This window comes from Runella rosea, assembly GCF_003325355.1.
GTDB classification, from domain to species: domain Bacteria; phylum Bacteroidota; class Bacteroidia; order Cytophagales; family Spirosomataceae; genus Runella; species Runella rosea.
In genome coordinates this window covers 833,537-858,695 of sequence record NZ_CP030850.1, presented here as the reverse complement: position 1 = coordinate 858,695, position 25,159 = coordinate 833,537, and the positions used below count along the sequence as shown (strand labels likewise).

Here is a 25,159-nt window from a genome sequence, read left to right as displayed (position 1 = left end):
TAGATGTTTAGTGCTGTTTTACTTCCCTTAGGATTCTTTTGTGCGGTAAATCTGAGATTGCTCTTTTCCCTTTTGGTTTTGCTCCGTTAATGTCCATAGGTCGGTATTCTCGGTTTCATCCCACGAATAACCCGAATGACGAAGCACGGCTGCGCGTAAGCCAAAGGCATTTTGAAAAGCTTCAACAAACAAGCGAACAGTCATGTTGGGGGTAACTTTGAGTTCGGTAGTAGAAAGCTCTATAAGTGAAGCAAGGGTGGCATTTTCATCAATCAGTTGATGGGAGGGGGAGTAAATCCGTAATTTTAAAAATGGAAAATGTCGTTCCCAATGTTGGTAAAGCTGATGGATACTATCAAGTGGATTGAGGGAAAACGGTTTCATTGGAGTTTTTCCGTGGAGTTTAAAACCTAAAATTCAGGGTTGTTACGTTGTAGGTTATATTTTCCGAACCACCGCTATCTTCGAGGTACTTACCCGCCACATAATAGGCGAATTCATTGGAGAAAGTGAAGTTTTTACTCAAATCCCACTCAAATGAAGCCCCCAACTGCGTGCCGATGTAACTATCCTGCGTGCTTTTTCCAGCTCTGATGTTGGCTAAAGATGGTGCGTATAGACCGTCATTTTTGTTGGCTCTCCAATAAAAATTGGCTTCTGCTTTAACCCTCAACGTGGGCTTGAGACTCAGTTGAAAAGAAGGATGTATTCCTTTTAAATTCATCGAAGTCATCTTGTTCAACAAGCCAAAGTAGGACGGGTTGTTAAACATGGGGTTAAACGTATTTAATTGTTGATCGGAGGCATTTTTATCGCCCGTTACATACTCCAATTTGAGTCCTAGATTGGGTTTATAGCGGGCTTCGCTCCATATGTAATGCATATCAGATTGAAACGACCACGCACTGATGCTTGACTTGTCGATGCTGCCAAACTGATAAATAATGCCTGAGTTATGATTAAAGTGTTTTCCGTTTTCAATGGAGGCCCTAAATGCCAGTGAATGGCGCGTTTCAAGGCCAGAAGCATTCTGAAATTTTGCGTTAATCCGTTGATAACCATAATAGTACAACTCAAGGTTGCCCAGTTTTTTTGGCAAAGCAAAAGCGAAATTTAACCCCCAAAATTTGGGTGCATGACGAGAACTGTTGTTGAAAGGGTCAAATTGAGGGGTTACTTCTAGGGCATAAAACCCCTCGATTTTTAATCTATGGGATTTCGAAATTAATCTCGCTCCGTCAAAACTCCGGCGCATATTCAGCGCTTCGCGGAGTGAAACGATCCGACCCGTACCCCAGTTGAATTCTTGCCGTCCAGCAATTAACTTCAACTGCGTGGTTTCCAAAGGCAACGTAAACTCGGCCAAGGCTTGATGCAGGTCTAGTTTTTCGTATTGAGAAAAAACTTTTTGTCCGTAAAAGCCATGGTATAATTCGCCGAAAACCCGGAAGTGTTTGCCTAATTGAAAGCCCGTATGAAGGGCAAGTCGGTGCCCGTAGATACCCTTGTCTTGCTTTGGATTGTCTGACCATGTATCGTTTTGGAAAACTTCATAACGGGTTCGTATTTGGCCGCCAATTGTAAAGTTAATGCTACGGGAAGGGTTCAGTGGAATTAGTTTTAATTGGTATAACAAGGGCTTTGTTGGCTTATTTTTTCGCCAAAAGTCCTCATTTTCATCGCTTCGCATCAATTTGTATCCTTCAAATACGGGTTTTATTTCTTGGGCTTTTGCGATTTGAAATAGAAAAAAAAAGGCAAAGTAGGGCAATAGCTTTTTTGTGATTCTAAAGCGGTTCATGGTAGAGTTTTATCAAACGTTATCGGGTCGAGGACATACGAAATACGTATAAAGGTATAGACAAAACCGCAATTAATCACGCCCTTTTTTTGGGTAAAAAAAGAAATTTTCAAAAAATGGAAAGCCCAAAGCCATGAACGAAAGCTTCGTTCAAGAAGAAGTAGATTTGCCGCTACGTTTTGTATTTTAAAACGACAATTAGGTTAGGCGTAGGGCTGATTAAGCCCTTTTAGGGCCAATAATTATGCTTAACTGTTAGATTTAATATTGTTCAACCGTTTTAACAAAAAATACGGTTGGATGTTCCCCTTCGTTTTCATCGGTGACAATCCCTTCCCATTCTTCCCCGCTAAACTCAATGGCGCAATAATATTCATAAAAAATAGCAGGATTGAAGCAGTTTATTAGCGATAATACTACCAGCGGAAACAAAATACTTCTATCTAACGAACAGGCCGATGAAGTGCAAAATTTTATGCCTTGGTAACTAGTTTTGAAGGAGTTAAAATTGTCAAGAAATTTTTGCGGGTCTAAATGGTTTATTTTTGAAACCTCTTCAAGGGGTAAATGTTGCCGAAAAATTTCTAATTCTTGTTGTAATTTGGCCAAAAGGCTTTGCTTTTCGACCTTTATTCCCTCAAATGTGGCGCTCCAAATGGTTTCATCGGTCATTTGACTGAGCTGTTCATAAGAACGGTTCTCCACATACGAAGACAATCGGTTGGTAAGTCCTTGGTAGGTATCAATGGTGTATAGTCTATTATCACTAGTGCGAAAATAGACTTTCCTATCTTTTTCTATGGTCCTGAATTCTCCTTTTTTCAGCCCTGAATAGCGTTGGAAAGCCAGCTCACATTGACTTACTGTGGGAATCATGGTTTGATGCGGGGCCTTTTTACCTATTTTATTTGAAATACTTTCGATACCAGCCCCATCAATTAGGGTCTTGATATTTGTTTTTAGCTTTTTCAGCGCGCCCTGGGTTTCGGTAATTTTCAATTCATTGTATTTTGTTAGAAGGTATTGGTTAAGGTTTGTAAGCATTGTAAAGTAAGACTCAGTGTGCGGGCTTCCATTTTTTGAAGAATCCCATTCCTCCTCTACAATCGTTTGACCCAATGAAAAGGAAACCCTTTCTGTATCGTCAATGATCTGGCAGTATAAATTTTTTTGCCTTCCTTGATTTAGGTAATAGGCTATTTTCATGAGGGTATGATGGTTACTTTAGGTTTTTTTGTAAGCAGTGGTCATTTAAATAGCCACAATTTTTGTGCCAAAAAGTATATCAATTACCGTATAGGTATGTTTGTGTCTTGTTAGTGAGAGAGTTACATGGTTTATTAAAAAGAAAAGCTTTTCAATTATAGAGGTGCAAGGGTAAACAAACGGAATGGGGATTTTTCTAAGGACAGGTATTTAGCCATACTGTTTTTTTGAACCAGTCGTGTAAATCTACTTATAGGTATATAAAATAAGTTTTTGGTATATATAAATTCCTTTCTATTATTTGAAAGGTACTCCCTCACATTACGAAGCATTTTTTGTGCCAAAAATCCTTGGTATCTACCAGAATGTTTCAATATACTAAATGTAGAAACATACACAGGGGCATTATCGTCTGTCCATTATGAGCAATTGAAGCATTTGCTTCTGTGAATACATCGTAATTATCAATAAATCGTATGGTTGGAATATTTTACAATGATTTTGCACCCGTCTTGCTTTAAACGAGCAACTGTTTTTGTAAGGAAATATCAAGTCTGGTCTTCCTAAGTTATTGCCTTTTAAGGTGTATAAAACCTTGACCTAGGGTTGGGTATATTAGGCATATAATAATGTGATTACTCATAGGCTATGCGTTGGAAAATCAACAAAATAGGGGCACAAATGGCGTAGCTAAAAATTTCGTTGAAGATTTATTTTATATTTTAGGTATAATTTGCTATTTTTGAATAAGTGAAATAATTTATTTTATTTTCATAACGTTGAGTATATTAAAGAAACCCGTGTGGCAATGCCATACGGGTTCTTTCATTTTTAGTGAGTGTATTTTTTTGCTTTACAAATCGACGGGATTAGTCGCTAAATGATTACAATAATGCCGATTTTCAGCCTACTAAGTTATCGATAATAAACTTAGAAAGTTACAATAGTAGGCCACTAATAATCATATAATTAAGCAGCCTAAGACGTTGTTTTTAGTCATTAAAAATGCCTATTTTATTTCAGACACAATCCTTATAAAAAGCCTAAAAGTCATTCATGCTTTTTGATTTCAAGTCTTTATCGGCCCATTTCCAAGCTTCATTCAATAATGTTTGTGTTTTTTGGGCCTCTTCAACGACACCCTTATTTCTCTGTGCTTGATGAAGGCCCGCCAACGCCCAACCATTGCGCGGAAACACCGCTAAATCATCCTTAAATACACTTGCAGCCTCATCGTAACTTTTGGCTTTTAGAAGCGCCTCGCCCAAATGATGGCGGACCGAAAAGAACCAATCTGGGGGTTCTTGATAATTCAGGGCATCTTCCATCACGACGGCTTCGCGTAGTAATTTGATGGCCGAAGGGAGCTGTCCTTCCTGCACCAAAATTTCCGCTTTCAAGACTTGACGGGCTATTTTGAGGATGGCAGTCATGTGATTGATTCCACCAATGGTCAGTTGGGCTATGTCAGGGTCTGCCATTTGTTTTTCGAGTTGTTGGAGTTCTGATTTCGCCTGTGCAAGTTGGTGTTTGCCCGCCAAAGCCATTCCTCGGGCGTAGTGGCGAATTGCGGTCGGATATTTAAGCTTGACGGTATCCGACTGACACATCCTGAGTAGCTCATCCCATTTTGAAAATTTGATTGCCACATGATAAGGAACGCTATAGTAATGTTGAAGCGTAGCCCAGGCGGGATCAGCCATCAACTTTTTGTGCGTGTTGTCTGCCACCTTCTGCGCCGACTTCATGGCCCATTGATAATTGCCTTCGAGGGTAGCCGTGGCCACCAATAGGTGATAGTTGTGCGGAAAATAATACAGCGGAAAAGCGCCTTGGGCGTGGCTTTGCATCAGGTAAAGACTATCGACTTCCACAGCTCGCCAGTTACTCAATGAGCCTTCGTGGTAGTTGCCCGTACGGATATAAATATGCGAGGGCATGTGGACCAGATGGCTAGAACGTGGAGCTACTTTACCGAGAATCGCGGCGCTCCTCAGTCCGCGCTCGGGCGTTCGTGAGGCTTCAACGGCGTGTATATAATAGTGATTGAGGGCAATGTGATTGGGGTTGCGCACGAGCAATTTTTCCAAAGTCGTAATAATGCCCGGTGTCCAGGGTTTTGGGCGGCCGTCGTGCTCCCATAAATCCCACGGATGCAAATCCATCAGCGATTCTGCGTAGAGGGCCGCAATGTCAGCATCGTCGGGAAATTGTTCATGAACTTTTTGTATTGCTTTCGAATAAGCCTCATCGTAGGCCCTGCGGTCTTCTACGGGTTTGGCGGGATAGCGTTTGGCCAAAGCATTAATCAAAGCTTTTTCTTTGTCGGTGCCATTAGCCGAAAATTGAATGGCCTGCCTCACTGCCCTATACGCACGCTCGTAGTTATCGTGTTCCATTCCTGCATTGTAGTTAGGCCCCAACACGTAGCTAAAGCCCCAGTAGCCCATTGCACAGGTTGAATCCAGCCGAATGGCTTCGTAAAACGAACGCGCCGCTTCGGCGTGATTAAAGCCAACGGCCAACATAAGCCCCTGATTAAAATACTTTTGCGCCTCGGGGCTTTTGGTGGTGATGGGAAAACTCAGGTCGCCCAGACTATCAAAGCGGGCCGCTTTCTGCCCCGAGCTATACCAAGCTTTGTCGCTGGGTGCGGTCCCGCAGATAATTTGGGCCGTTGTTTGACCATCGGCGGTTGCTTTGGTTTCTTTTTGGGGTTGACACGCCAAGGTGAGGCCTAAGTAGAGCAAAACCCACACCGACAATTGGTGCCATTGAGGTCTGTTTGCAGTCATCATTATGGTAGAGAGATGGTTTCTCCCGTTTTTTGAGCGGTAGAAGTTGGGTAACGGGGACTATTTCGGGTAAAAGGTCTTATAAATGTACCAATGATTCCTGAAAAAGCCATGCTTATTCCGTTTTTTATACTATTTGAGGCTTTGTTTTTGAGGATGGGAGATGGAGAAGGAATGGGTATTCTACATTATATTTTTCGATTTTGTTGAGATATGTACAAAAAAAGCCTCAAAACACACTGTTTTGAGGCTTTTGTGATCCCATTTGGACTCGAACCAAAGACCGACAGATTAGAAATCTGTTGCTCTATCCAACTGAGCTATGGGACCGTTTTTAAATCTGACCGCAAAAGTAAGCCTTTTATGGGTTTTTGACAACAATCCTGCAAAAAATTGTAAATCCCCCGTCAAACTTTCTATTTTTGTGGCCTCAACTGTCTCCCATAAATCATCGTTGTGCCCGTGAATACCTACCCCGATAAGATTGCCGAAGCATTTGTGCACGTTTTTGGTAAAAAGCCTTCGTTTATTGTTCGTGCCCCTGGCCGTATCAATTTGATTGGCGAACATACCGATTACAACAACGGGTTTGTATTGCCCGCCGCGATTGACAAGGCCATTTATTTCGCCATTGCTCCCCGTACCGACCGCCTGTGCAAACTCTACGCGGCCGATTTGGACGATGCGTACGAGTTCTCGGTCGATAAACCCCTTAAATCTTCGAAAAGCTGGGCAAACTACCTGATTGGAATGGTTAGCGAGTTGGAGGCGAACGGCCACGTCATTGACAAAGGCTTTGAAGTGGCCTTTGGCGGCGATGTGCCCAACGGTGCAGGGCTTTCATCATCGGCGGCGGTGGAGAGTGGGATGGGGTTTGCGCTGCGTAAAATGTTTGCGCTCAATGTTCCCCGTTTGGAGTTGGCGCTGACTGCCCAACGCGCCGAACACAACTTTGCTGGGCTTCAATGCGGTATTATGGATATGTTTGCCTCCATTCACGGCCAAGAAAATGCGGTTATCCGTCTCGACTGCCGTGATTTGAGCTTTGAATACTTTCCGTTCGATTTGTCTCATTACAAAATAGTACTCTGTAATTCGGGCGTCAAACACACCTTGGCCGAGTCGGCCTACAATACCCGTCGCCTTGAATGTGAAGAAGGCGTGGCGATTTTAAAGGAATTTTACCCCACCATTGAAAGCCTCCGGGATGTAACCTTGGCGCAGGTTGAAGACCATCGGGCCGCGTTGCCCGACAATGTTTACCGCCGCTGTCGTTACGTCACGGCTGAGATTGCGCGGGTTGTGGCGGCCTGTGAAGACTTACAAAAGGGTGATTTGGCGGCTTTTGGTCAAAAAATGTACGCTACCCACGAAGGCTTAAGCAAAGACTACGAGGTGAGTTGTGACGAATTGGATTTCTTGGTACAACAGGCGCATCAATTGCCTGTTGAGGAGGTTCTTGGGTCACGATTGATGGGTGGTGGTTTTGGCGGTTGCACGATTTCAATCGTAAAAACAGAAGCCGTAGACCGTTTCATCGAATCAATGTCACTGGCGTATGCCAACCAATATCAACGAAATTTGGCTACTTACGTCGTTACCATTACCGATGGCGTAGGGGTTGTCGCTTAGTTTTATCGCATATACCTATTTATATCATTATCTCGCTTCCCATTACTTACTTCCAATTCCATGAACCGTACCCAAGACCTTCAACGACTGCAAAAAGAAACGTTTGATATCTGTATCATTGGTGGTGGGGCCAGCGGAGCTGGTTGTGCACTGGATGCTGCCCTTCGGGGATTCAAAGTTGCCTTGATTGAGAAAAACGATTTTGCGGCGGAAACCTCCTCAAAATCAACGAAATTGATTCACGGCGGCGTGCGGTATTTGGAGCAGGCATTTAAAAACCTTGACTTTGCGCAGTTGAAGCAAGTGCGTCATGGGCTGGAAGAGCGGCAGATTGTGTTACAAAATGCCCCGCATCTTGCCCGACCTCTGCCTTTGTTGACGCCCGTGTTTAGTTGGTGGGAAGGACTTTATTTTAGCATCGGTCTGCGGATGTATGATTTTTTTGCAAAGGGTGATTCTTTGCCCAAAAGCAGGTGGTTGAGCAAAAAAGAAACCATGCTGCGGATGCCTTCTCTGGATGCTAAAAAACTCCACAGTGCGGTTCTTTACTTCGACGGTCAGCTCGATGATGCTCGTTATTGCCTGGGCCTTGCCCACGCGGCGGCGGAGGCGGGTGTAGCGGTGGCTAATCATTTACAACTGATTGATTTTGAAAAAGATACTAATGGGAAATTGGAAGGCGCCGTGGTAACTTCAACGCTAGATAATGGCGTTGAGCCGCCTTTTTCGATTAAAGCCAGACTTTTTATCAATTGTACGGGGGCCATGGCGGACCATATTCGCCTGAAAGCCAATCCAACGCTTTCTCGTCGGATTCGCCCCAGTAAGGGCGTTCACGTGGTGCTGCCGTATGAAGTGTTGAAAAGTGACGACGCCATGCTGATTCCTAAAACCAGCGATGGTCGGGTGGTGTTTGCCATCCCTTTTGAAGGTCAATTACTGCTCGGCACCACCGATACCGACTATACTCAATTGGAGAATGAACCCCTGTTGGAAGAAAAAGAAGTTGAATTTTTGTTGGATACATTGGCACCCTATTTGGCCAAACGCCCCGATAAGAGTCAAGTAAAAGCGGGTTTCGGCGGTTTGCGCCCGTTGCTGGCGGCGTCTGAATCCGATTCTACCAAAAAACTTGTGCGCGACCATGAAGTAGAGTATGACGAATCCTCCAATTTGTTGAGTCTGTTGGGCGGTAAATGGACGACCTATCGGTACATGGCGAAAGAAACCATCGATAAGGCGGGTGAATTGCTCGGTGCCGAGCGTCCGTGTCTAACGGCCGACCACGTGCTGGTGGGCGGAGAGGACTTTGCTTTTGAAGATTGGAAGATTATTCAAACGGTCTACCGCTTAGCCAAAGACATTGCCAAACATTTAATTCGAAAATACGGAAGCCGGGCCCACAAAGTAGCCAGACTGACGCAAGAAAATATCGTTTGGTCTCAGCGTTTGGTAGAAAAATTCCCTTTCATTCAGGCCGAAGTGATTTATCAGGTTCGGGAAGAAATGGCTTGTACGCTGCGTGATGTATTGGCGCGGCGCATGCGCCTCGAAATCATGGATTGGGAAGCAACCCAAGAGGCCGTGCCCGTGGTGGCAAATCTAATGGCGCAGGAATTGGGTTGGACGCAAGCCCATAAACAAAAGCAAATCGATGAGTACCTGCAATTGGTGCAGTCGTTTATTAAATCTGCTGAATAAGGATAGAATCCATGAATCCATGCATGTTCATGGATAATTTAATGCGCTAGTAAGGTACAAAGACCGTTGTTCCTGTTTTCTATCGTAACAGTCTTTCAATATGACGTATATTGCATCAACAAATAACCATTCTACGTTACAGCGATGCTCATTACTACTACCAACAACATTGAAGGAAAAACAATCACCAAGTACATTGGTTTGGTCAACGGTGAAGCCATTATTGGCGCTAATCTTGTCAAAGATTTTTTTGCTGGAATAAGTGATATTGTGGGGGGGCGTTCGGGTGCTTATGAACAAGGCTTGCGTGAAGCCAAAAGCATTGCCCTCAAAGAAATGATTGATCAGGCTCAGCGTTTAGGTGCCAATGCCATTATCGGAGTAGACCTTGATTTTCAGACCATTGGAGGCAATGGGTCTATGCTTATGGTCAGTGCCAACGGCACCGCAATTGTGTGTGAATAATAGAGAACGGCCTGAAATTCTGTCATTAAAAAGGCTTCATCACTTTCGGGTAAAAGAATAAATCTACCCGAAAGTGAATGAAAATTAGCTTAAATACACCCCGATTTCGTCGCCAGTAAGTTTTACCTGTATGTGTTCGTTTAGGGTAGTACTGAGTGCATAACCCACGTAATCGGCAAAAATCGGAAATGAATGATGCGCCCGATTGACCATCACGGCTACTTGCAAGCGTTTTAATGATACCCCAAGAAAGGGCGAAAGGCTGTAAGCCAGTGTGCGCCCTGTATTCAGTACATCGTCGACTACTATGATGACCTTTCTGCTTAGTAGTTGTTTATCTAAATCAAACTGAACGGGGCTGGTGTGCGGATGGTCTTTGTTGAGGTCAATTTGCATAAGATGAACCTTCAATTGGGATATTTCTTTTAAGAAAACTTCCAACAACCGCGCCATTTCGTATCCTTCTCCCTTAATCCCTGCTAATACCACGCTTTCTTCCTCGAAATTTTTTTCATAAATTTCAAAAGCTATGCGTTTGATTTTTTGGAGCGTTTGGTCGGACGAAAGGATTGTTTTATGCATGGACATTTTGCGTTGATGCTTTTTTTGAGATTGAATTTGAGTTTGGCACAATTTTAGCCAACTACTACCTGAAATCAAACTCAAATGGCTCATTCATCATGAAAATCTTCAGAAATATATTTTTGGTGCTACTTATTGGAGGTACAACGTGTGGATTTACATCAATTGGGAATCGAGAGGCCGAAATTGCCGAGCTTATCAAAGGCTCCATCAAAACGGGAAATGCTCATACGTTGGCGGATCACTTCGAGCGCAACCTTGAATTAGTGATTGATGCCGAACGAGTAGATTTCCGTCGAGTAGGTGAGGCTCAGGCGGAGCTGATTCTGAAAAATTTCTTTAAAAAATATCCCCCAAAGGACTTTAAGTACGGTTTTCAAGGTACGGCTTCAAAAGTGCGTTATTGCACCGCAACTTATCAGGCCGTCAATGGAAATAAATTTCAGGTATATATTCTGATGAGAGTTACCGAAAAAGACTACCGAATCAATACCCTGCATTTCAAGAAAGAGTAGGAAAACGAAAATAAAAAGAGGGCGCTGGATTCAGGAAAATACATTCCAAATTCCAGCGCCCTTTCTTTTTTTGATATGGCTTATTTGATTACAAAATTGCTTTCTTTAATGCCTTTATTGACTTTTACGGATTGCACTTCAGCTTTCGATGAAAACTGACCGTTGCCTTGTTCGCGGGTATACGGAATTTTTACTCCGTTGCCATCCTTAATTTCTTTGTAATTACTGAACGTAACATTCATCATACCGCCGCCCATACCGCGCTGCCCGCCCCCAGGTCGCTGCCCGTCTTGACCACCAGGCGCTTGTCCCTGTCCAGCTCCTGGCCCGCCTGGTTGTCCTTGCGGGCGTTGGCCACCACCTCTCATTCCTTCCATATTGGCCATTCTTTTTACTTTTAAGCCACTTTCAACGTCGAAAAATTCGCTCCATTTTCTTCCTTCAGGAATTTCAAAGTCTACTTTCCACGCGTCTTTGCCATTTACGGCTTCTTTGCCAGCAACTGTTTTTATGATGCCGTATTCGGCATAGAGCAATTCAGGAAATGGAACATTTTGTAAAATCTGAGCGATGGCATCTTTGCCCTCGGCTACCCGATTATTGGTATTGCCACCAAATCCCGAAACGGTTTCTACTTTCGATCCGTCGCTGGTTGAGCGCATTACCTCGTTACCCATCATGTACATGACTGATGAGAATTTATTGGGTTTCTTGACCTTGATTTCAGACTCCATCGTGCCGCGCTGGGTTTCGGCGGCGGTTCCGATGGTCAAATCCTCGATTTTAGCGATGGCTTCTTTGCCGCCAATGGCCGCAAGGTACTTATCAATGACCGCGTCGGCGGTAGGGGTGTCTTGTGCTGAAAGATTGAGCATACCCCCTAAAAAGAACAGGGTTGAAAATATTTTTTTCATGAGTGTATTATGATGAGTGAAAAGTGTTAAAACTTGCGTTCGAAACAAACAAATGTACATAAAACCAAATGTTATTGTGAGCAGAGTAGATAGATTTTGGGAAAATGCCGCCCAATCTCCCCTTCAAATCGTTCAACTGCCTTTATTCATCGAGCGTGGAGTTAAGGTGTACATAAAAAGAGATGATTTGCTGCACCCATTCGTATCGGGGAATAAGTGGAGAAAGTTAAAATACAATCTTTTGGAAGCCGAAAAGTTGGGCTTGAAGCAGCTTGTAACTTTTGGAGGGGCTTATTCCAATCATATTGCGGCGGTTGCGGCGGCGGGTCAGGCAATGGGTTTTGAAACGCTAGGGATTATTAGGGGCGACGAACTTCATGTCGACTCAAACCAAACCTTACAATTTGCGTCTCATTGCGGAATGCACCTGCAATTTGTCAGCCGGACCGAGTACCGTGACAAAGAGCGATTGGTAAACCATTTAGGGGGCGATTGGTACGTCCTTCCCGAAGGTGGCTCAAATCAATTGGCGATAAAAGGAGTAGGAGAAGCGGTAGTAGAGATTCAGTCCCAACTTGCCGCCCCGATTGACTATTTGTGTACGGCTTTTGGTACGGGTGGAACCTCGGCAGGATTGCTATCGGCCGCCGCACTGGCTAAAGTATTGGTTTTTTCAAGTTTGAAAATCAAAAAGAGTGACGTAGAAACGCACCTAGCGGCATTTGTTCCGCTACAGGACAAAAAGCTTGACATTTTTACGGACTATCATTTTGGTGGGTATGGAAAAGAGACGGAAGAACTTAACCAGTTCATCGACGACTTTGAGCAGGAAACCATGATACCTTTGGAACAGGTTTATACAGGAAAGATGATGTATGGGGTCGTTGATTTGGTGCAAAAAGGCTATTTTAACCCAGGAGATGTAGTGGTAGTTCTACATTCTGGAGGGCTACAGGGCAAAAGAAAATAGCTCCGAAGATCGGAGCTATTTGTCTACCTATTAACAGCCATGAAAACAAATATTTTTATGCCACGGTGGGCTTGAAAGCAATTTTATTGATTTGATAAAATGAACCAAAGAGCAAGGAAGTATAAAATAAGTCTCCCATGATTGTGTTCAGAAATAAGTTACCAAATAAGGTTTGTTGGTAAAAGGCCAATCCCGCGGTGTAACAGGCAATTAATCCCTGCGCTGTTTGTGGATACATGCTACCTCCGAACCAAACAAAAAAGTTTGTAATTAAAAAGAACGAGATGGAAGCTACCAAACTTGAAACAAATAGGCGGCTTACGGTCACTTTTTTCAAGTAAACTAGACCAAAAACGGCAATAAGTGCAAAAGAAAGGTAGGTTGGGAGAGATGGGTTACCAATAACAGCGTCGCTTAATAGCATAGCCGCTGCTGGAATCATGAATGCAAATAGTTTGCGATTAAACTGTGCAGCGCCAAATAGGGCAATTGCTCCAATAGGAGTAAAATTGAACGGATGGGGCACTATCCGAGAAAGTGCAGCTACTACGATAAGTATAACTACTGTACTAAATCTCGACACACTTAAATTCATGACTGTAGTAAAACGTTCTCTCAATATTACGTATTGTTAAATTTTCCTTTTGTTCTTCCTTCATGTCGAACTTGGATGTAAAGATAAAATGATATTTTTTAAAAATGCAAGAAGTGGTCAAAAAAAACGATAAAAATTCGAAAAAATTAAGTCAATGCCTTTAGATTGTCTCAAAAAGAGACTTTAAGGATTTTTAGGGTTGATAACGTATTTTTTCTTTGGTACGTCTTATTAAAGTCAGGAGGCTAAGAAAACGATTTGCTGGGACGGAATCAATAAGAAAGAAAAGTGGTAACGGAAAATGTCCTGCTGTCTTTGTAGATTGAAATTCAAGTGGGCTAAAGGAATTAAATCTAACATTGTTCGAAAAGCTTACAAAAAAATATTTGCGGTCAATCAATGGGTTATAAGTAAACCCTGATTTGGTATAAGAAGATGATGGGAAAGCAAATGGCAGTTGATAACCAGTTATAAACTGCCATTTGCTTTTATCGAAGAGAATCAATCGTCGGAAAACTTTATCAAGCGAGCAATTCTTTGATGATAAAGGTCATGTGGGGCTCTGCTTTGTAAGCGGCGGCGAGTATCTTCTGAATTTCAGCTTTCTCAAGTTGTTCAGGAATGCACATATCTGTAATGACCGAAATACCAACCACTGGTAAATCCATGTGGCGGGCCACAATCACTTCTGGTACGGTGCTCATTCCTACCGCATCAGCTCCGAGTAAGCGTAGCATTCGGTACTCGGCTTTGGTCTCCAACTGTGGTCCAGTCACACTTACATACACGCCTGCGTGCGCACGGATTCCGTTGGATTGGGCAATTTGGAGCGCTTTCTCAACAAATTTGGCTTCATAAGGTTCGCTCATGTCAGGAAAGCGGTCACCGAGGGTGGAAAGATTGGGGCCAATGAGCGGATTTCCAGGTAAAAACAAGCTGATATGGTCGTTGATGATCATCAAGTCGCTCACCTGATAGTTTTCATTGAGTCCGCCTGCGGCATTTGACACGATTAATTGCTGGATTCCTAACAATTTCATGACCCTGATTGGAAACGTCACCTGCTGCATTGAATAGCCTTCGTAATAATGGAAGCGCCCCTGCATACAAATCACTTGCTTACCGACAAGCGTCCCAAAGAGTAAACGCCCTTTGTGTGATTCGACGGTTGAGACGGGAAAGTGAGGGATATTTTCGTAATCAATGCTATACGCAACGTCAATATCTTGTACCAAAGCCCCCAAACCAGTACCCAAAATGATTCCGGTGGTTGGCGTAAAGTGTTGGGTATGTTGCTGAAGAAATTGGGTGGCTTCCTGTATTTGTTGTAAAGTCATGGAAAATGGGGAATGAGAAGGAACAAAAATAAGAAAGGGAAGCCGCTTCATCAAGAAACGACTTCCCTTTTAGGATTTTAATCTCCTTGATTAAGGGATGATTTTTACGGTGTAGCAGCCTTTAGGGGCGCTGATTTTGGCGAGTTGTTTGGTCAGGGCCGGGGTTCCGCCTTTGGTGACTTTAAAAAACTCAATCCCACCATCACGATTGCCGTAGTCAAAATATTCGTACAATGAAACGGCCAAATTGTCGCCTGTTTTATCAAAAATGACGCTTTCAGGGGCAATGCCGTCTAAGTCGTAATCAGCTACTTTTGCCATTTTTCCGTCTTTTGCCAAGGTTAACAACGAAAGTGTTGCTTTTCCAACGCTGCCTTCCCAAGGCTGAGCCGAAGCGTTTTTGTTGGCCGTAACGATGGTGGTTCCGTCGGGGCTGATGCTAAAGCTTTCCGCGCCGATTCCTACGGCTGTTGAACCAAGGATTTTGTGTTCAGCCGTTTTTGGGTCTTCGGCGGTTGTATTAAACTGAATGGCTGTTAATTCGCTTGCAGCTGAACCATCCTTCAAATCGGATACAATAAATAAGGTTCCATCGGGTGTAAATGCACCTGGGCCAGGTTTTCCCGTAATTTTTGCGGGTGTACCGAAGGGCTCAAACGTCGCGATTTTGTTTTGTGCATTACGCTTGGCCTTGAAAAGCCATATTTCTTTGGTCTCTTCGACAGTAATGGCCACAAATTCGCCGTCTGGGTGCCACGTAACGTCGGTTGCCCGGGCATTTTGGAGGTTCAATGCGATGGGCACGTTCCGGGTAGGAAGGCCGCCCGCACCGATTTCAAATAAACGTAATTCTTTGCCCGTTTCTTCTGATGTAATCAACAGGTTACTGCCCAACATATCTACGGCCGTTGGATTTTTACCTACGGGTACTTTACGGGTCGAAGGTTTGGCCAAGTTTGAGATGTCCACGATGTACATGTTAATGCCTGCGGGCAACTCAGCAATACTTTTTACGCTTTTCAGACTGTCGGTCGTCTGGGCCCGTGATTCAATCACGTACGCATACCGACCATCCGAAGTAATGGTTGCGTTGCGGGTCCAGCCAAAAGCGGAGTTTGGCACGGGCGATGAGCCCACTTCCTGACCTAGTTTAAGGGGGAGGGGATAAACGGTCAATGCATCTTTTACGCCAACTTGTTTTAATAGTTTGCCGTCGACACTTGCCGAGGCGGCCATGTCGCCGTCAGACAGCGCAAGGATACCGCGGGCATTAAACTCAATGGTGGGTTTTTGGGCCAGGGCAGTAGTCACACTCAACAACGCCATACCCAATGTTGCACTCAAGTTTTTCATGGAATTTTACAGTGGTTTCAGGTTACACAACGATTTGATTCAATAGTTAATTTTGCATAAATACAAAAAAACCTTCAAAACTACTCGCTTTGAAGGTTTTTATAAAACAAAAAAGAACTAAGCAGTGGCTGCAAGACCGTTAACGTATCTTGCTAACTTCGATTTGAGGTTACCTGCTTTGTTTTTATGAATGATGTTTTTCTTCGCTAATTTATCCAACATAGATGACACCGTTTTGTAAAGTTCTGATGCCACAACCTGGTCTTTGGTATCGCGCAGTTTGCGAACCATGGTACGGGTTGTTTTGTGTTGGTAACGGTTTCTAAGGCGTTTTGTTTCGTTGGCCCGAATTCTCTTTAATGCTGACTTATGATTTGCCATTGGTTTATTGTAAAATATATATTGTCTTGATTTCTACAAAAGGAGCGCAAAAATACAGTCTCTCATTCAAAAAAACAAGTTTTTGTTGAAATTTGTGGACTGAAAATCATTTGTGACTATTTACAAAGCGGGGCATATTCTTCTGCAATAGGGTTGCCGTGCTTAGGAAGGTTCAACAGCTTTTAATACCCATCGGTTTGGGGCTGATTTTTCGGGAGCATTAAATAGTGGAGAGTAAGGTCTTTTCTCGGAAACTCAGAAATGAAAGCGATCGTACTACGCTGGTTAAAAACGGTGCTTTATTGGCCCAAATTTGGGTTTGTTGTTGGCTCAAACACTGGTAGATAAAACGGCCATTATATACGTTTTACGCGTGGTTTTTCGTTCTTTGGCAAAATTATCAGAATTACTTATTAGTATTGCGTAACTGAAGAAACCTAATTCCCTCATCATGCTTTTAAGACGCAGCGTTCTTCCACTATCCATTTGTTTCCTTTTATTTATCCGGGTAAATGCCCAAAATACCCTCGGATACACCGAGGCCGACGTACATTATCGCAATGGCGTAGAGCTATTCGAAAAATCAAATTATTCGGCCGCCAAACAAGAGTTCAGGTATTATTTAGAGAAACGGCCTGCTTTGCTTAATACCAATGATTACACAGCCGTAAATGCTGAATATTACACGACCTTGTGCGCATTGTATGCCGATGCCCCAGAAGCGGAGTTGGCCGTGGATCGTTTTGTGCGAAACCACCCCGAACATCCCAAAGCGGCCGTGATTTACAGCGATTTAGGGAAGTATTACTTTGACCGGGGCGATTATTCAAACGCCGTTACGTACCTCACTAAAGCACTCGAACGCAGTGCCAATTACTACGCCGCTGCCGAAACCCGCTATAAGTTGGGCCTGTCGTATTACAGTTTAAAACAATACAATTCGGCCTTGCAGTATTTCGCCGAAGTGCAACGCGACCCTACGAGCGATTATTTTGCTCCTTCCTCGTATTATGCGGGGGTGATTCAATACCAAAACGGGAAGTACATGGATGCGTATCGTAGTTTCAAAAGCATTGAAACAAATCCGCAGTTCAAAGCTGATATTCCCAACTGGATCGTAGCTTCGCTGTACCAAGCGGAGCGTTACGACGAACTCATTGCCTATTCGGAGCCGTTGTTGCGTCGTCAGCAAGGGGGAGGCGTGAAACTGAATGACGTCGCACTTTATACCGCTGAGGTGTATTATGGGAAAGGCAATTATCCCGAAGCTGCTAAAAATTACGCCTTATACTCGCAATTGAAAGGACGAGAAACCGCAGCTCCGGCCCCGGTTCAGTTTCGGTATGGTCATTCTCTTTTTCGTACGGGCAACTATACGGGGGCCATTGACCAATTGAAAAGCGTTTCGACCCGCAAAGACACAACGGGTCAGTTTGCTTCTTACGTCATCGGAATCAGCCATTTACAAAACAAAAATCCGCAGGCGGCGTTAACGGCGCTGGATAATTCATCCAAATTGGCGTTCAATAAAAACATTCAGGAAGAATCTACCTTCAACCACGCCAAGGTGCAGCTTGAACTGAATAATCATTCGGCCGCTTTTACGGAATTACAGGATTTTCTAAAAAAATACCCAAATAGTAGCTTCGAAGAAGAGGCCACTAAGCTTTCCATTTTGTCGTTGACCAAATCCAATAACAGTGCGGCGGCGGTGGCTTACATTGAGAAGTTGAAAAAATTGGACGATGCAACCAAAGCCGCTTATCAGCGTCAAACCATGAATTTGGGCATTGCCGACTTTAACGCCGAGCGCTATGCCCAATCCATCGTTAACTTCGATAAATCCCTTAAATATCCCCTCGACCGGGACATTGAACAAGCCGCTAATTTTCAAAAAGGGGAAGCTTTTTCGGCCATGAATCGTTATGGCGAAGCCATTCCCATTTATCAGCAATTGGTTCGTAGCAATTCGGGTTCTACTTACAGCATTCGTAGCCTTTATTCTTTAGGATACGCCTATTACAACACCAAAGACTACAAATCTGCCCTGACTAATTTTCAGCAATACGTTGCCAAAGGAAAAACCGTTGGCGACCCCCAGACCCTCGAAGACGCCACGATTAGAATCGCGGATTCTTACCTGACGGATAAGAACTACGCACAGGCCATGGCCATGTATGACAAAGCGCTCAGTGAAGGCCGTTTAGACCGAGATTATGCTCTGTATCAGAAAGGGTTGATTCTCACGTATCAGGAAAAGGACGTAGAAGCCAAGGCGCAATTCGATAAGGTAATTGCGCAATTCCCGACGTCGCGGTACGCCGATGATGCCCTTTTTCAATCGGCCAACATTGACATGGAACGAGCAAACTACCAAGCCGCCATTCGGGCTTACAGCCGCCTGATCAAAGACAAACCGCGCAGCTACCTGATTCCACCTTCCCTTTTGAAAAGGGCTTTGGCCTACAATAACATTCAGGTGTACGAAGAAGCCGTGCGCGATTACAAACGTATTTTGAGTGAATACTCAGACGCTCCAGCGGCCAAAGAGGCCTTGTTGGGACTTCAGTCCACGCTTGAAAATGCAGGCCGGACCGAGGAAATGTCGGATGTGCTTTCTGATTACAAACGTAAAAATCCCCAAAGTACTGAAACCGAAAAATTGGAATTTGAAACGGCCAAAGGATTGTACGCCGACGGTAAGTATCCCCAAGCGCTCAAAGCCTTGCAAAGTTTTATCCGGGATTATCCCAACAGCGGCTCGGCCACGGAAGCACGGTATTTGGCGGGTGAAAGTTTTTACCGTTCCAATGATTTTCCTAATGCCATTAAACTGTTTAACATGGTCATTGGAGAATCAGATGAGCGTTTTACCCCCAAAGCCGCCTTACGGGCGGGAGATATTGAAAACCAACAGGGGAATTATCCCAATGCCGTGCGTAATTATTACGTCGTGTTTGCGCAGTCAGACAGTAAAACCGACCGGGTTACGGGATTGATGCGCCTGATGGATACTTACTTTGTGATGAAGAAATACGATTCGACCCTGTATTTTGCCCGTGAGGTGATTAACGCGGGAGACGTCATTCCGGGTTCGACCAAAAAAGCACAAATGCAAACCGCGAAAGTGTACATTGAAAAAGAAGACTATAAGACCGCCGATGTTGAGTTAAAGAAAATCCTTTCAGTTTCCAAGGATGAATTTGGGGCAGAAGCGAAGTATTGGGCTTCCGAGGCGTTGTTTCGTCAGCAAAAATACAAAGAAGCACAGGCGTCGGTGATGGAATTGAATAAGCAATTTGCGGACTATGAGAAGTGGCGGGTGAGGGCCTTTATTTTATTGGCCGATGTATACGTTGGATTGAAAGACCCCGATCAGGCCAAAGCAACGCTCCAATCAGTGATTGAAAACACCGATGATGCGCAGGCACTTGAATTGGCCAAGGCAAAATTGGCCGCATTACAATAACCCTCACCGCTCATTCAGGAAACGAATAACCCAATCGAAACGGACAAACGATGAAAAAAATACTCGTATCGCTCTTAGTCAGCCAGTCACTATATAGCCTTCTTTCACAAGACGCCTTTGCCCAGAAACCAACGGGAGAGATTGACAGTCAGACGTTTGAAATTGAAAAAAAGAAAAAAATTGAATTGCCACCGGCCAACCGCCTCTACAATAAACTGCAGCCGTTTACCAACGAGGAGGACGATCGAAAGTTAAATTATGAATTTCGCGCGCCCAAACTTACCCTTGGTGCCCCCAAGATGACCCCCAATGTGTTGCCTGTCAACGGAAATGAGAAACCCGAAGAAGACGGTAACCTGCAAAATTACGTAAAACTCGGCGGGGGCAATTACGGTAAGTTGTACGGCGAAGGGTTCATGGGTGGCCATACCGAAGACTTAGGGTATGATGTTCATTTTAAGCATCTTTCCAATCAAACGGGACCCGTAGACGGGAAAAATTCGGCCAATAGTGAGAACCGCTTGAAAATCAACGGACAGTATCTGGGCAGTACTTTCAAGTTGGGGGGGACGCTGTTTTATGACCGCGACAATTACTATTTTTACGCCAACCGCAACCAACCCAACGCCGAAGTTCAAAAGGCAAACATTCGCCAAACGCTCAACACCTTTGGTCTTCAGGTAGGATTTGAAAATATTGACAACAACAAATTCATTGACTACGCGCTCAAAACCTCTTTGTATCGCCTGAGTGACCGTTACAATGCAGGTGAAACCGACTGGGGAACCAATTTCTCGGGCTCGATTCCGATTACTGAAAACATATTTGCGTTGCTGAACGCCGATGCATTTGTTTCGCAGCGGGTCGATGCCGAAACATTTAAGCGTAACTTGTTCAGCATCAAGCCAGCGTTCAAATTTGCGTATAATGCGTTCACGGTAACGGCGGCATTCAAAGCCGTCAACGAAACCGACGACCGCCTTAAGATTAACCGTACCGTCGGATTTCCTCAGTTGGAAGTGGATGCCGTTCCCTTCAACGGAGTACACATTTTTGCAGGTTACGGGGGAGATATGAGTCGTAACACGCTCCGCTCTTTATTGGGCGAAAACCGTTGGTTAGCCCCCAATGTGACCATTGCCAATACCGAACGAAGCCGAGACATCTACGGCGGATTAAAAGGTGAATTGGGGCCTTCGTTCCAGTTTGAAGGAAAAGTATCTTACGCGTTGTTTAAGAATTTTTACGGATTCAACAACGATTGGCTTGATTCGACCAAGTTTGCCGTTGTGTATGATGCTGATTACATCAACGTGCTGACGGTTTCGGCCCAGGTAGGCTATCAATACCAAAACATTGTTCGTTCTACCCTTCGCGGCGATTTTTATGATTACGGGGTCAAACGTCTCGAACAGCCTTGGGGGCGTCCAACGACCACGGTTACGTGGAATAATCACTTTGTTTTCAGCAAAAAAATGTTCGCAACCATCGACGCCTATTATATCGGCGGGATCAAAAATCGGAACTTCTTGACGGGGAAAACCGTAGCCTTGAAACCCATTGTGGATTTGAATTTGAAGGTGGATTATCTGCTGACACGTAACTTTTCAATTTTTGCTTCTGTCAACAATTTGTTGGGCAAAAGCTACGAGCGGTATTTATATTACCCGCAGCAGGGTCTTAATTTCTTAGCTGGATTATCGCTCCAGTTCTAAATAAAAAAACTTTTGCAAAGGCAGATGCGCCAGAGTGTTCTATAAGAAGCAATTAGCCACCTTTCACTTGCAATTTAAAAAGCAATCGTCTTCAGACTATTGCTTTTTTTTTTTCGAATGTGTACCTTAGTACCCAATTCCCCATAAACGGTTTGATGAAAGATATGATATCGGTATTGGATTATACCCGAAAATTACTTTTCGAACACGACTGTGTTGTTCTGCCTGACTTAGGCGGGTTTTTAGTGTATTTTAGCCACGCTTTTTACAGTGAGCAAAATGCACTTTACCACGCACCCCAAAAAAGGGTAGCCTTCAACGAAGCGCTCAAATTGGACGATGGATTATTGGCGCATTACCTGACCATCAATGAGCAAATCTCCCGCGAAGAAGCGCAGAAACGAATTCGGAAATTTGTGGAAGACATCAAACAGTCCATTCAGGAGAATGGGAGTTTTATGTTGGAGGGCATAGGAAGTCTGGCCAATAATGAGGAAGGTAAACTCCAATTTGAACCTTTGACCTTGGTTAATTTCTACGCCGAGAGTTACGGTTTGAAATCCATCCATGTCAATCAGGTCGATCCCGCATTGAAAGTTGCCGAAACTGCTGATGCCTACAACTGGACCGAGACGGACCGTGCGGCTAAGGAGCTAACGTATGAGTTGCCCCGTCGTCGTCGCTCACGCGTCGGAATGTACATCGGAGGACTTTTGATTGCAGGTTGTGCGTTGGTGGCGGGTATTACGCAGTTACCTTCCGAAAGTTTGAAGTCGAGCCTCAATCCTTTTGACCTTGTTCCTGCCGTGAAGGCGTGGTTTGCAACTGATATAAAACCTAACACTGTTAAAATCCAGTCTTCAGTACCCCAAGAGGCAGCGGCTTTACCCGTTGAAAATGAGGCTGTAACGCCTAATGAATCTATTCCTGGTGTCGTAGTTGCACCGAAAGAAGTGAAAGAAACCGCCGTCGTTAAAAAAGAAGTAGTAGTGAAACCTGCCACCGATTTACCCGCCTCAATTTCTTATAAATCGGATGAAAAAGCTGACTTTTTGGTGATTGCAGGCGGATTTTCAAACATTGAAAACGCCCGTAAACTTGAGCAAAAATTACAGCGTAACGGATACGAAAATGCCCACATTCTTAACCCTGAACCCACCGATGGTAAATTAATCATTGTGGCGGCGATTGGGTGTGAGAATTCCAAAAAAGCAAAATTACAATTAGCGCGGGTAAGTCTCCTTTCGGGAGCCAATGCCTACGTATTTCGTCAATAATAAATGTTTTATTGAATTTAGGAAAAGGGGCTAAGTGCCCCTTTTTTTTTGTCAGTATACAAATTCCCTTTATTTTGCGTTAATTAGACAAAATCAATCAAAGAATTACCAATGCTAGTGACCAGCCCCCAAGATCGCGAACACCAAATGGTCGCCTTTGCCGGCTCAACAATCGTAACGTCGGTGCTGTTTGTGACTTTATTTTTTGTAAAATTATACCAAACCATTCCTAAAGTAGAAACCATTGAATACGTAGAAGTAAACTTTGGAACCGACGCGGCGGGATACGGAAAAGTTCAAACGTATAACAAAGCCAGTGATTCACCCCGGGCGGAGGATGTTAAAAAATCTGACGATACCCCCAAAGTGAAGGCAACGCCTACGCCCAAAGTTACGCCTCCACCCGTAACGAAAGTAGAAACCCCGAAACCAGTTAAAACGGCGCCCGTCAAACCTCCCGTTACGAGTAAGGTAGAAAGTCCAGTGGAAGTAAAGGAAGACACCAAACCCGTTAAAACCGAATCAAAAGCAACCACTCCAGCGCCCGTTACCCCCGCAAAACCCGCCCCTGAACCTAAAAAAGTGGATGAGAATGCTTTGTTTAAAAAGTCATCAGGGAGTGGAAAAGGCAGTAATGGAACCACAGGGACCGCCTCGGGAACGGGGGGGAATAATAATGGAGACAAACCAGGAACCGTAGGAGACCAAGGAAATCCCAACGGGAAAATTGACGCCAAAAGTTTGTACGGTAAACCTGGTGGCTCAGCAACGGGATTGGCCCTAAACGTTTCAGGTTGGGGGATGGGTGCTCGCCCGCAGGTGAAGGATGATTCCGATGAATCTGGCCGCATTGTTTTTGAAATAACCGTTGACGATACGGGTGACATTGTAAACGTGCGGGTCAAAGAATCGACGGTGAGCCAATCAATCGTAGACTTATACAAGCGAGCGGTAAGCCGAATGAAACTAGTGCCTAAATCGGAAAATGTTCCAGCTACCTCCAAAGGCACGATCACGTTCAACATCAAATCTCGATAAGGATAAGATTTAGTAAAATAATTTAAAACATTGCGCAAAGCGTCAGGAAGTTAATTCTTGACGCTTTATTTTTGCCTTTATTTCATTTAAAATTAGTGATGAACTATTCGGAAACCATTGCGTATTTGTACGAGAAATTGCCCGTTTTTCACCGCGTAGGAGCCGCTGCGCTGAAACCTGGCCTAGGAAACATTATTGCGCTTTGCGAGGCGTTAGGAAGCCCACAAACGCGGTTTAAAAGCATTCACGTTGGTGGTACCAACGGAAAAGGGAGTACCTCTCATTTGTTGGCGGCTATTCTTCAATCCGCAGGGTATAACGTAGGCCTGCATACGTCACCGCATTTAAAATCCTATACCGAACGTTTTAAGATAAATGGCCAGCCGTGCGACGAAAGGGTAGTGGTTGACTTTGTCGAAAAGCATAAGCGTTTAATCGAAAGAATTGAGCCATCTTTTTTTGAAATCAGTGTCGCTTTGGCATTTGATTATTTTGCCCAGCAAAACGTGGATATTGCCATCATTGAAGTAGGGTTGGGGGGGCGTTTGGATTCCACCAACATTATTTCTCCGCTTTTGTCGGTCATTACCAATATCAGTTTTGATCATACTGATTTGTTAGGAGATACCCTTGAAAAAATTGCGTTTGAAAAAGCGGGAATTATTAAGGCCCATACCCCGGTCGTCATTTCGGAAACCCAACCCGAAACGGCCCCCGTGTTTATTCAAAAAGCCGATGAATTGAACGCACCGATTTATTTCGCCGACCAACAGTACCATGTCAAAACCCTTTCGGTAGAAAAAGGTAAACGGGTCCTAACAATAGAAAGTAAAAAAGAGGCATCCTTATGCACACTAGCACTGGATTTGGTCGGGAACTATCAGCTTAAAAATGTGGCGGGGGTATGGCAAAGTGTTGAATTATTAAAAGAGCAAGGCTTTGATATTTCAATAGATGCAGTAAAATCAGGAATGGCGCATTGCACAACCCTTACCTCGTTCAGAGGGCGTTGGCAAGTATTGAGCGAATCTCCGATGGTCGTTGCCGACGTTGCCCACAATTATGGCGGATTGAGCGAAACCATTAACCAAATCAAAAGGCATGATTTCGACCAACTTCATTTTATCTTGGGATTTGTCAAAGACAAAGACGTCAAAGGGGTTCTGGGCCTTTTTCCAACAAATGCCCATTTCTATTTCTGCAGCTTTGATTCCCCAAGGGCGCTGACCTCAGATTCATTAGTCTATATAGCAGATGAAGTTGGCTTAAAAGGTGGTGGATATAGAGATGTAAACGAAGCATTGCGTGCAGCACTACAAAATGCTTCCTCGAATGATTTTATTTACGTAGGGGGCAGTACTTTTGTGGTTTCTGAACTGTCTGAGATTTGAATATCCTGTACCTAATTACTGT

At 44.1% G+C, this 25,159-nt stretch carries 20 protein-coding genes and 1 tRNA gene; 10 read left to right on the top strand and 11 right to left on the bottom strand.

Going from position 1 to position 25,159, the window contains the following annotated elements:
- Window positions 1–27 precede the first annotated feature (27 nt).
- The 5 genes from DR864_RS03710 to DR864_RS03690 form a co-directional block, all read right to left on the bottom strand.
- Window positions 28–384: a hypothetical protein gene (locus DR864_RS03710; protein WP_114065687.1), complete on the bottom strand. Its 357-nt coding sequence runs from the start codon at window positions 382–384 to the stop codon at window positions 28–30.
- A gap of 19 nt (window positions 385–403) precedes the next feature.
- A complete protein-coding gene (locus DR864_RS03705; protein ID WP_114065686.1) occupies window positions 404–1,801 on the bottom strand; it encodes an alginate export family protein in 1,398 nt (465 codons plus the stop codon).
- A 261-nt stretch (window positions 1,802–2,062) separates the two neighbouring features.
- The gene (locus tag DR864_RS03700; RefSeq protein ID WP_114065685.1) at window positions 2,063–3,007 is read right to left on the bottom strand and encodes a hypothetical protein; all 945 of its coding nucleotides are present in this window, start codon (window positions 3,005–3,007) and stop codon (window positions 2,063–2,065) included.
- A 1,043-nt stretch (window positions 3,008–4,050) separates the two neighbouring features.
- Window positions 4,051–5,805 carry a tetratricopeptide repeat protein gene (locus tag DR864_RS03695; RefSeq protein ID WP_229599513.1) on the bottom strand — a complete coding sequence of 585 codons (1,755 nt, stop codon included), beginning with the start codon at window positions 5,803–5,805 and terminating at the stop codon, window positions 4,051–4,053.
- A gap of 253 nt (window positions 5,806–6,058) precedes the next feature.
- Window positions 6,059–6,132, bottom strand: a tRNA-Arg gene (locus tag DR864_RS03690).
- 132 nt (window positions 6,133–6,264) lie between these two features.
- Here DR864_RS03690 and galK point away from each other — a divergent pair.
- From galK to DR864_RS03675, 3 genes are all read left to right on the top strand, one after another.
- Complete coding sequence (gene galK / locus DR864_RS03685) at window positions 6,265–7,434, top strand: galactokinase (RefSeq protein ID WP_310587560.1); 1,170 nt, start codon at window positions 6,265–6,267, stop codon at window positions 7,432–7,434.
- 60 nt (window positions 7,435–7,494) lie between these two features.
- Entirely contained in the window at window positions 7,495–9,135 is a 1,641-nt protein-coding gene (locus DR864_RS03680) for a glycerol-3-phosphate dehydrogenase/oxidase (protein ID WP_114065683.1), read from the top strand.
- A 144-nt stretch (window positions 9,136–9,279) separates the two neighbouring features.
- Window positions 9,280–9,600 carry a heavy metal-binding domain-containing protein gene (locus tag DR864_RS03675; RefSeq protein WP_114065682.1) on the top strand — a complete coding sequence of 107 codons (321 nt, stop codon included), beginning with the start codon at window positions 9,280–9,282 and terminating at the stop codon, window positions 9,598–9,600.
- Window positions 9,601–9,684: 84 nt separating this feature from the next.
- Here the strand turns inward: DR864_RS03675 and DR864_RS03670 are convergent, their stop codons facing one another.
- On the bottom strand, window positions 9,685–10,182 hold the full coding sequence (locus DR864_RS03670; protein ID WP_205319198.1) for a phosphoribosyltransferase family protein: 498 nt from the start codon (window positions 10,180–10,182) through the stop codon (window positions 9,685–9,687).
- Window positions 10,183–10,280: 98 nt separating this feature from the next.
- On the opposite strand from DR864_RS03670, the gene DR864_RS03665 reads away from it, so the two are divergent.
- Window positions 10,281–10,697, top strand: coding sequence for a DUF4783 domain-containing protein (locus DR864_RS03665; protein WP_162793539.1), 417 nt, complete (start codon window positions 10,281–10,283; stop codon window positions 10,695–10,697).
- Window positions 10,698–10,777: 80 nt separating this feature from the next.
- Here DR864_RS03665 and DR864_RS03660 read toward each other — a convergent pair whose 3' ends face one another.
- The gene (locus DR864_RS03660) at window positions 10,778–11,611 is read right to left on the bottom strand and encodes a hypothetical protein (protein ID WP_114065679.1); all 834 of its coding nucleotides are present in this window, start codon (window positions 11,609–11,611) and stop codon (window positions 10,778–10,780) included.
- Window positions 11,612–11,687: 76 nt separating this feature from the next.
- Here DR864_RS03660 and DR864_RS03655 point away from each other — a divergent pair, with 76 nt between their 5' ends.
- Entirely contained in the window at window positions 11,688–12,581 is an 894-nt protein-coding gene (locus DR864_RS03655; protein ID WP_229599512.1) for a 1-aminocyclopropane-1-carboxylate deaminase/D-cysteine desulfhydrase, read from the top strand.
- A 55-nt stretch (window positions 12,582–12,636) separates the two neighbouring features.
- On the opposite strand, the gene DR864_RS03650 is transcribed toward DR864_RS03655, so the two are convergent.
- The 4 genes from DR864_RS03650 to rpsT form a co-directional block, all read right to left on the bottom strand.
- A complete protein-coding gene (locus tag DR864_RS03650; RefSeq protein ID WP_114065678.1) occupies window positions 12,637–13,176 on the bottom strand; it encodes a DUF6580 family putative transport protein in 540 nt (179 codons plus the stop codon).
- A 521-nt stretch (window positions 13,177–13,697) separates the two neighbouring features.
- Window positions 13,698–14,513 carry a purine-nucleoside phosphorylase gene (locus tag DR864_RS03645; RefSeq protein WP_114065677.1) on the bottom strand — a complete coding sequence of 272 codons (816 nt, stop codon included), beginning with the start codon at window positions 14,511–14,513 and terminating at the stop codon, window positions 13,698–13,700.
- A 90-nt stretch (window positions 14,514–14,603) separates the two neighbouring features.
- Complete coding sequence (locus DR864_RS03640; RefSeq protein WP_114065676.1) at window positions 14,604–15,866, bottom strand: lactonase family protein; 1,263 nt, start codon at window positions 15,864–15,866, stop codon at window positions 14,604–14,606.
- A 117-nt stretch (window positions 15,867–15,983) separates the two neighbouring features.
- The gene (gene rpsT, locus DR864_RS03635; protein WP_114065675.1) at window positions 15,984–16,247 is read right to left on the bottom strand and encodes a 30S ribosomal protein S20; all 264 of its coding nucleotides are present in this window, start codon (window positions 16,245–16,247) and stop codon (window positions 15,984–15,986) included.
- A gap of 451 nt (window positions 16,248–16,698) precedes the next feature.
- On the opposite strand from rpsT, the gene DR864_RS03630 reads away from it, so the two are divergent.
- The 5 genes from DR864_RS03630 (at window position 16,699) to DR864_RS03610 (ending at window position 25,137) form a co-directional block, all read left to right on the top strand.
- Window positions 16,699–19,716, top strand: a complete 3,018-nt coding sequence (locus tag DR864_RS03630; protein ID WP_114065674.1) for a tetratricopeptide repeat protein — start codon at window positions 16,699–16,701, stop codon at window positions 19,714–19,716.
- A 50-nt stretch (window positions 19,717–19,766) separates the two neighbouring features.
- Window positions 19,767–21,431: a TonB-dependent receptor gene (locus DR864_RS03625; protein WP_114065673.1), complete on the top strand. Its 1,665-nt coding sequence runs from the start codon at window positions 19,767–19,769 to the stop codon at window positions 21,429–21,431.
- 155 nt (window positions 21,432–21,586) lie between these two features.
- Window positions 21,587–22,708, top strand: a complete 1,122-nt coding sequence (locus DR864_RS03620) for an HU domain-containing protein (RefSeq protein ID WP_114065672.1) — start codon at window positions 21,587–21,589, stop codon at window positions 22,706–22,708.
- Between the two features lie 111 nt (window positions 22,709–22,819).
- Window positions 22,820–23,746 carry a hypothetical protein gene (locus tag DR864_RS03615; RefSeq protein ID WP_114065671.1) on the top strand — a complete coding sequence of 309 codons (927 nt, stop codon included), beginning with the start codon at window positions 22,820–22,822 and terminating at the stop codon, window positions 23,744–23,746.
- Window positions 23,747–23,844: 98 nt separating this feature from the next.
- Window positions 23,845–25,137, top strand: coding sequence for a bifunctional folylpolyglutamate synthase/dihydrofolate synthase (locus DR864_RS03610; protein WP_114065670.1), 1,293 nt, complete (start codon window positions 23,845–23,847; stop codon window positions 25,135–25,137).
- Window positions 25,138–25,159: the final 22 nt, after the last annotated feature.

Coding starts and splice junctions, on each gene's coding strand:
- DR864_RS03620 (WP_114065672.1), top strand. CDS start 21,587: ATGAAAGATATGATATCGGTATTGGATTATACCCGAAAATTACTTTTC.
- DR864_RS03675 (WP_114065682.1), top strand. CDS start 9,280: ATGCTCATTACTACTACCAACAACATTGAAGGAAAAACAATCACCAAG.
- DR864_RS03630 (WP_114065674.1), top strand. CDS start 16,699: ATGCTTTTAAGACGCAGCGTTCTTCCACTATCCATTTGTTTCCTTTTA.
- DR864_RS03680 (WP_114065683.1), top strand. CDS start 7,495: ATGAACCGTACCCAAGACCTTCAACGACTGCAAAAAGAAACGTTTGAT.
- DR864_RS03645 (WP_114065677.1), bottom strand. CDS start 14,513: ATGACTTTACAACAAATACAGGAAGCCACCCAATTTCTTCAGCAACAT.
- DR864_RS03650 (WP_114065678.1), bottom strand. CDS start 13,176: ATGAATTTAAGTGTGTCGAGATTTAGTACAGTAGTTATACTTATCGTA.
- DR864_RS03670 (WP_205319198.1), bottom strand. CDS start 10,182: ATGCATAAAACAATCCTTTCGTCCGACCAAACGCTCCAAAAAATCAAA.
- DR864_RS03660 (WP_114065679.1), bottom strand. CDS start 11,611: ATGAAAAAAATATTTTCAACCCTGTTCTTTTTAGGGGGTATGCTCAAT.
- DR864_RS03615 (WP_114065671.1), top strand. CDS start 22,820: ATGCTAGTGACCAGCCCCCAAGATCGCGAACACCAAATGGTCGCCTTT.
- rpsT (WP_114065675.1), bottom strand. CDS start 16,247: ATGGCAAATCATAAGTCAGCATTAAAGAGAATTCGGGCCAACGAAACA.
- DR864_RS03695 (WP_229599513.1), bottom strand. CDS start 5,805: ATGATGACTGCAAACAGACCTCAATGGCACCAATTGTCGGTGTGGGTT.
- DR864_RS03610 (WP_114065670.1), top strand. CDS start 23,845: ATGAACTATTCGGAAACCATTGCGTATTTGTACGAGAAATTGCCCGTT.
- DR864_RS03640 (WP_114065676.1), bottom strand. CDS start 15,866: ATGAAAAACTTGAGTGCAACATTGGGTATGGCGTTGTTGAGTGTGACT.
- DR864_RS03705 (WP_114065686.1), bottom strand. CDS start 1,801: ATGAACCGCTTTAGAATCACAAAAAAGCTATTGCCCTACTTTGCCTTT.
- DR864_RS03625 (WP_114065673.1), top strand. CDS start 19,767: ATGAAAAAAATACTCGTATCGCTCTTAGTCAGCCAGTCACTATATAGC.
- DR864_RS03710 (WP_114065687.1), bottom strand. CDS start 384: ATGAAACCGTTTTCCCTCAATCCACTTGATAGTATCCATCAGCTTTAC.
- DR864_RS03665 (WP_162793539.1), top strand. CDS start 10,281: ATGAAAATCTTCAGAAATATATTTTTGGTGCTACTTATTGGAGGTACA.
- DR864_RS03700 (WP_114065685.1), bottom strand. CDS start 3,007: ATGAAAATAGCCTATTACCTAAATCAAGGAAGGCAAAAAAATTTATAC.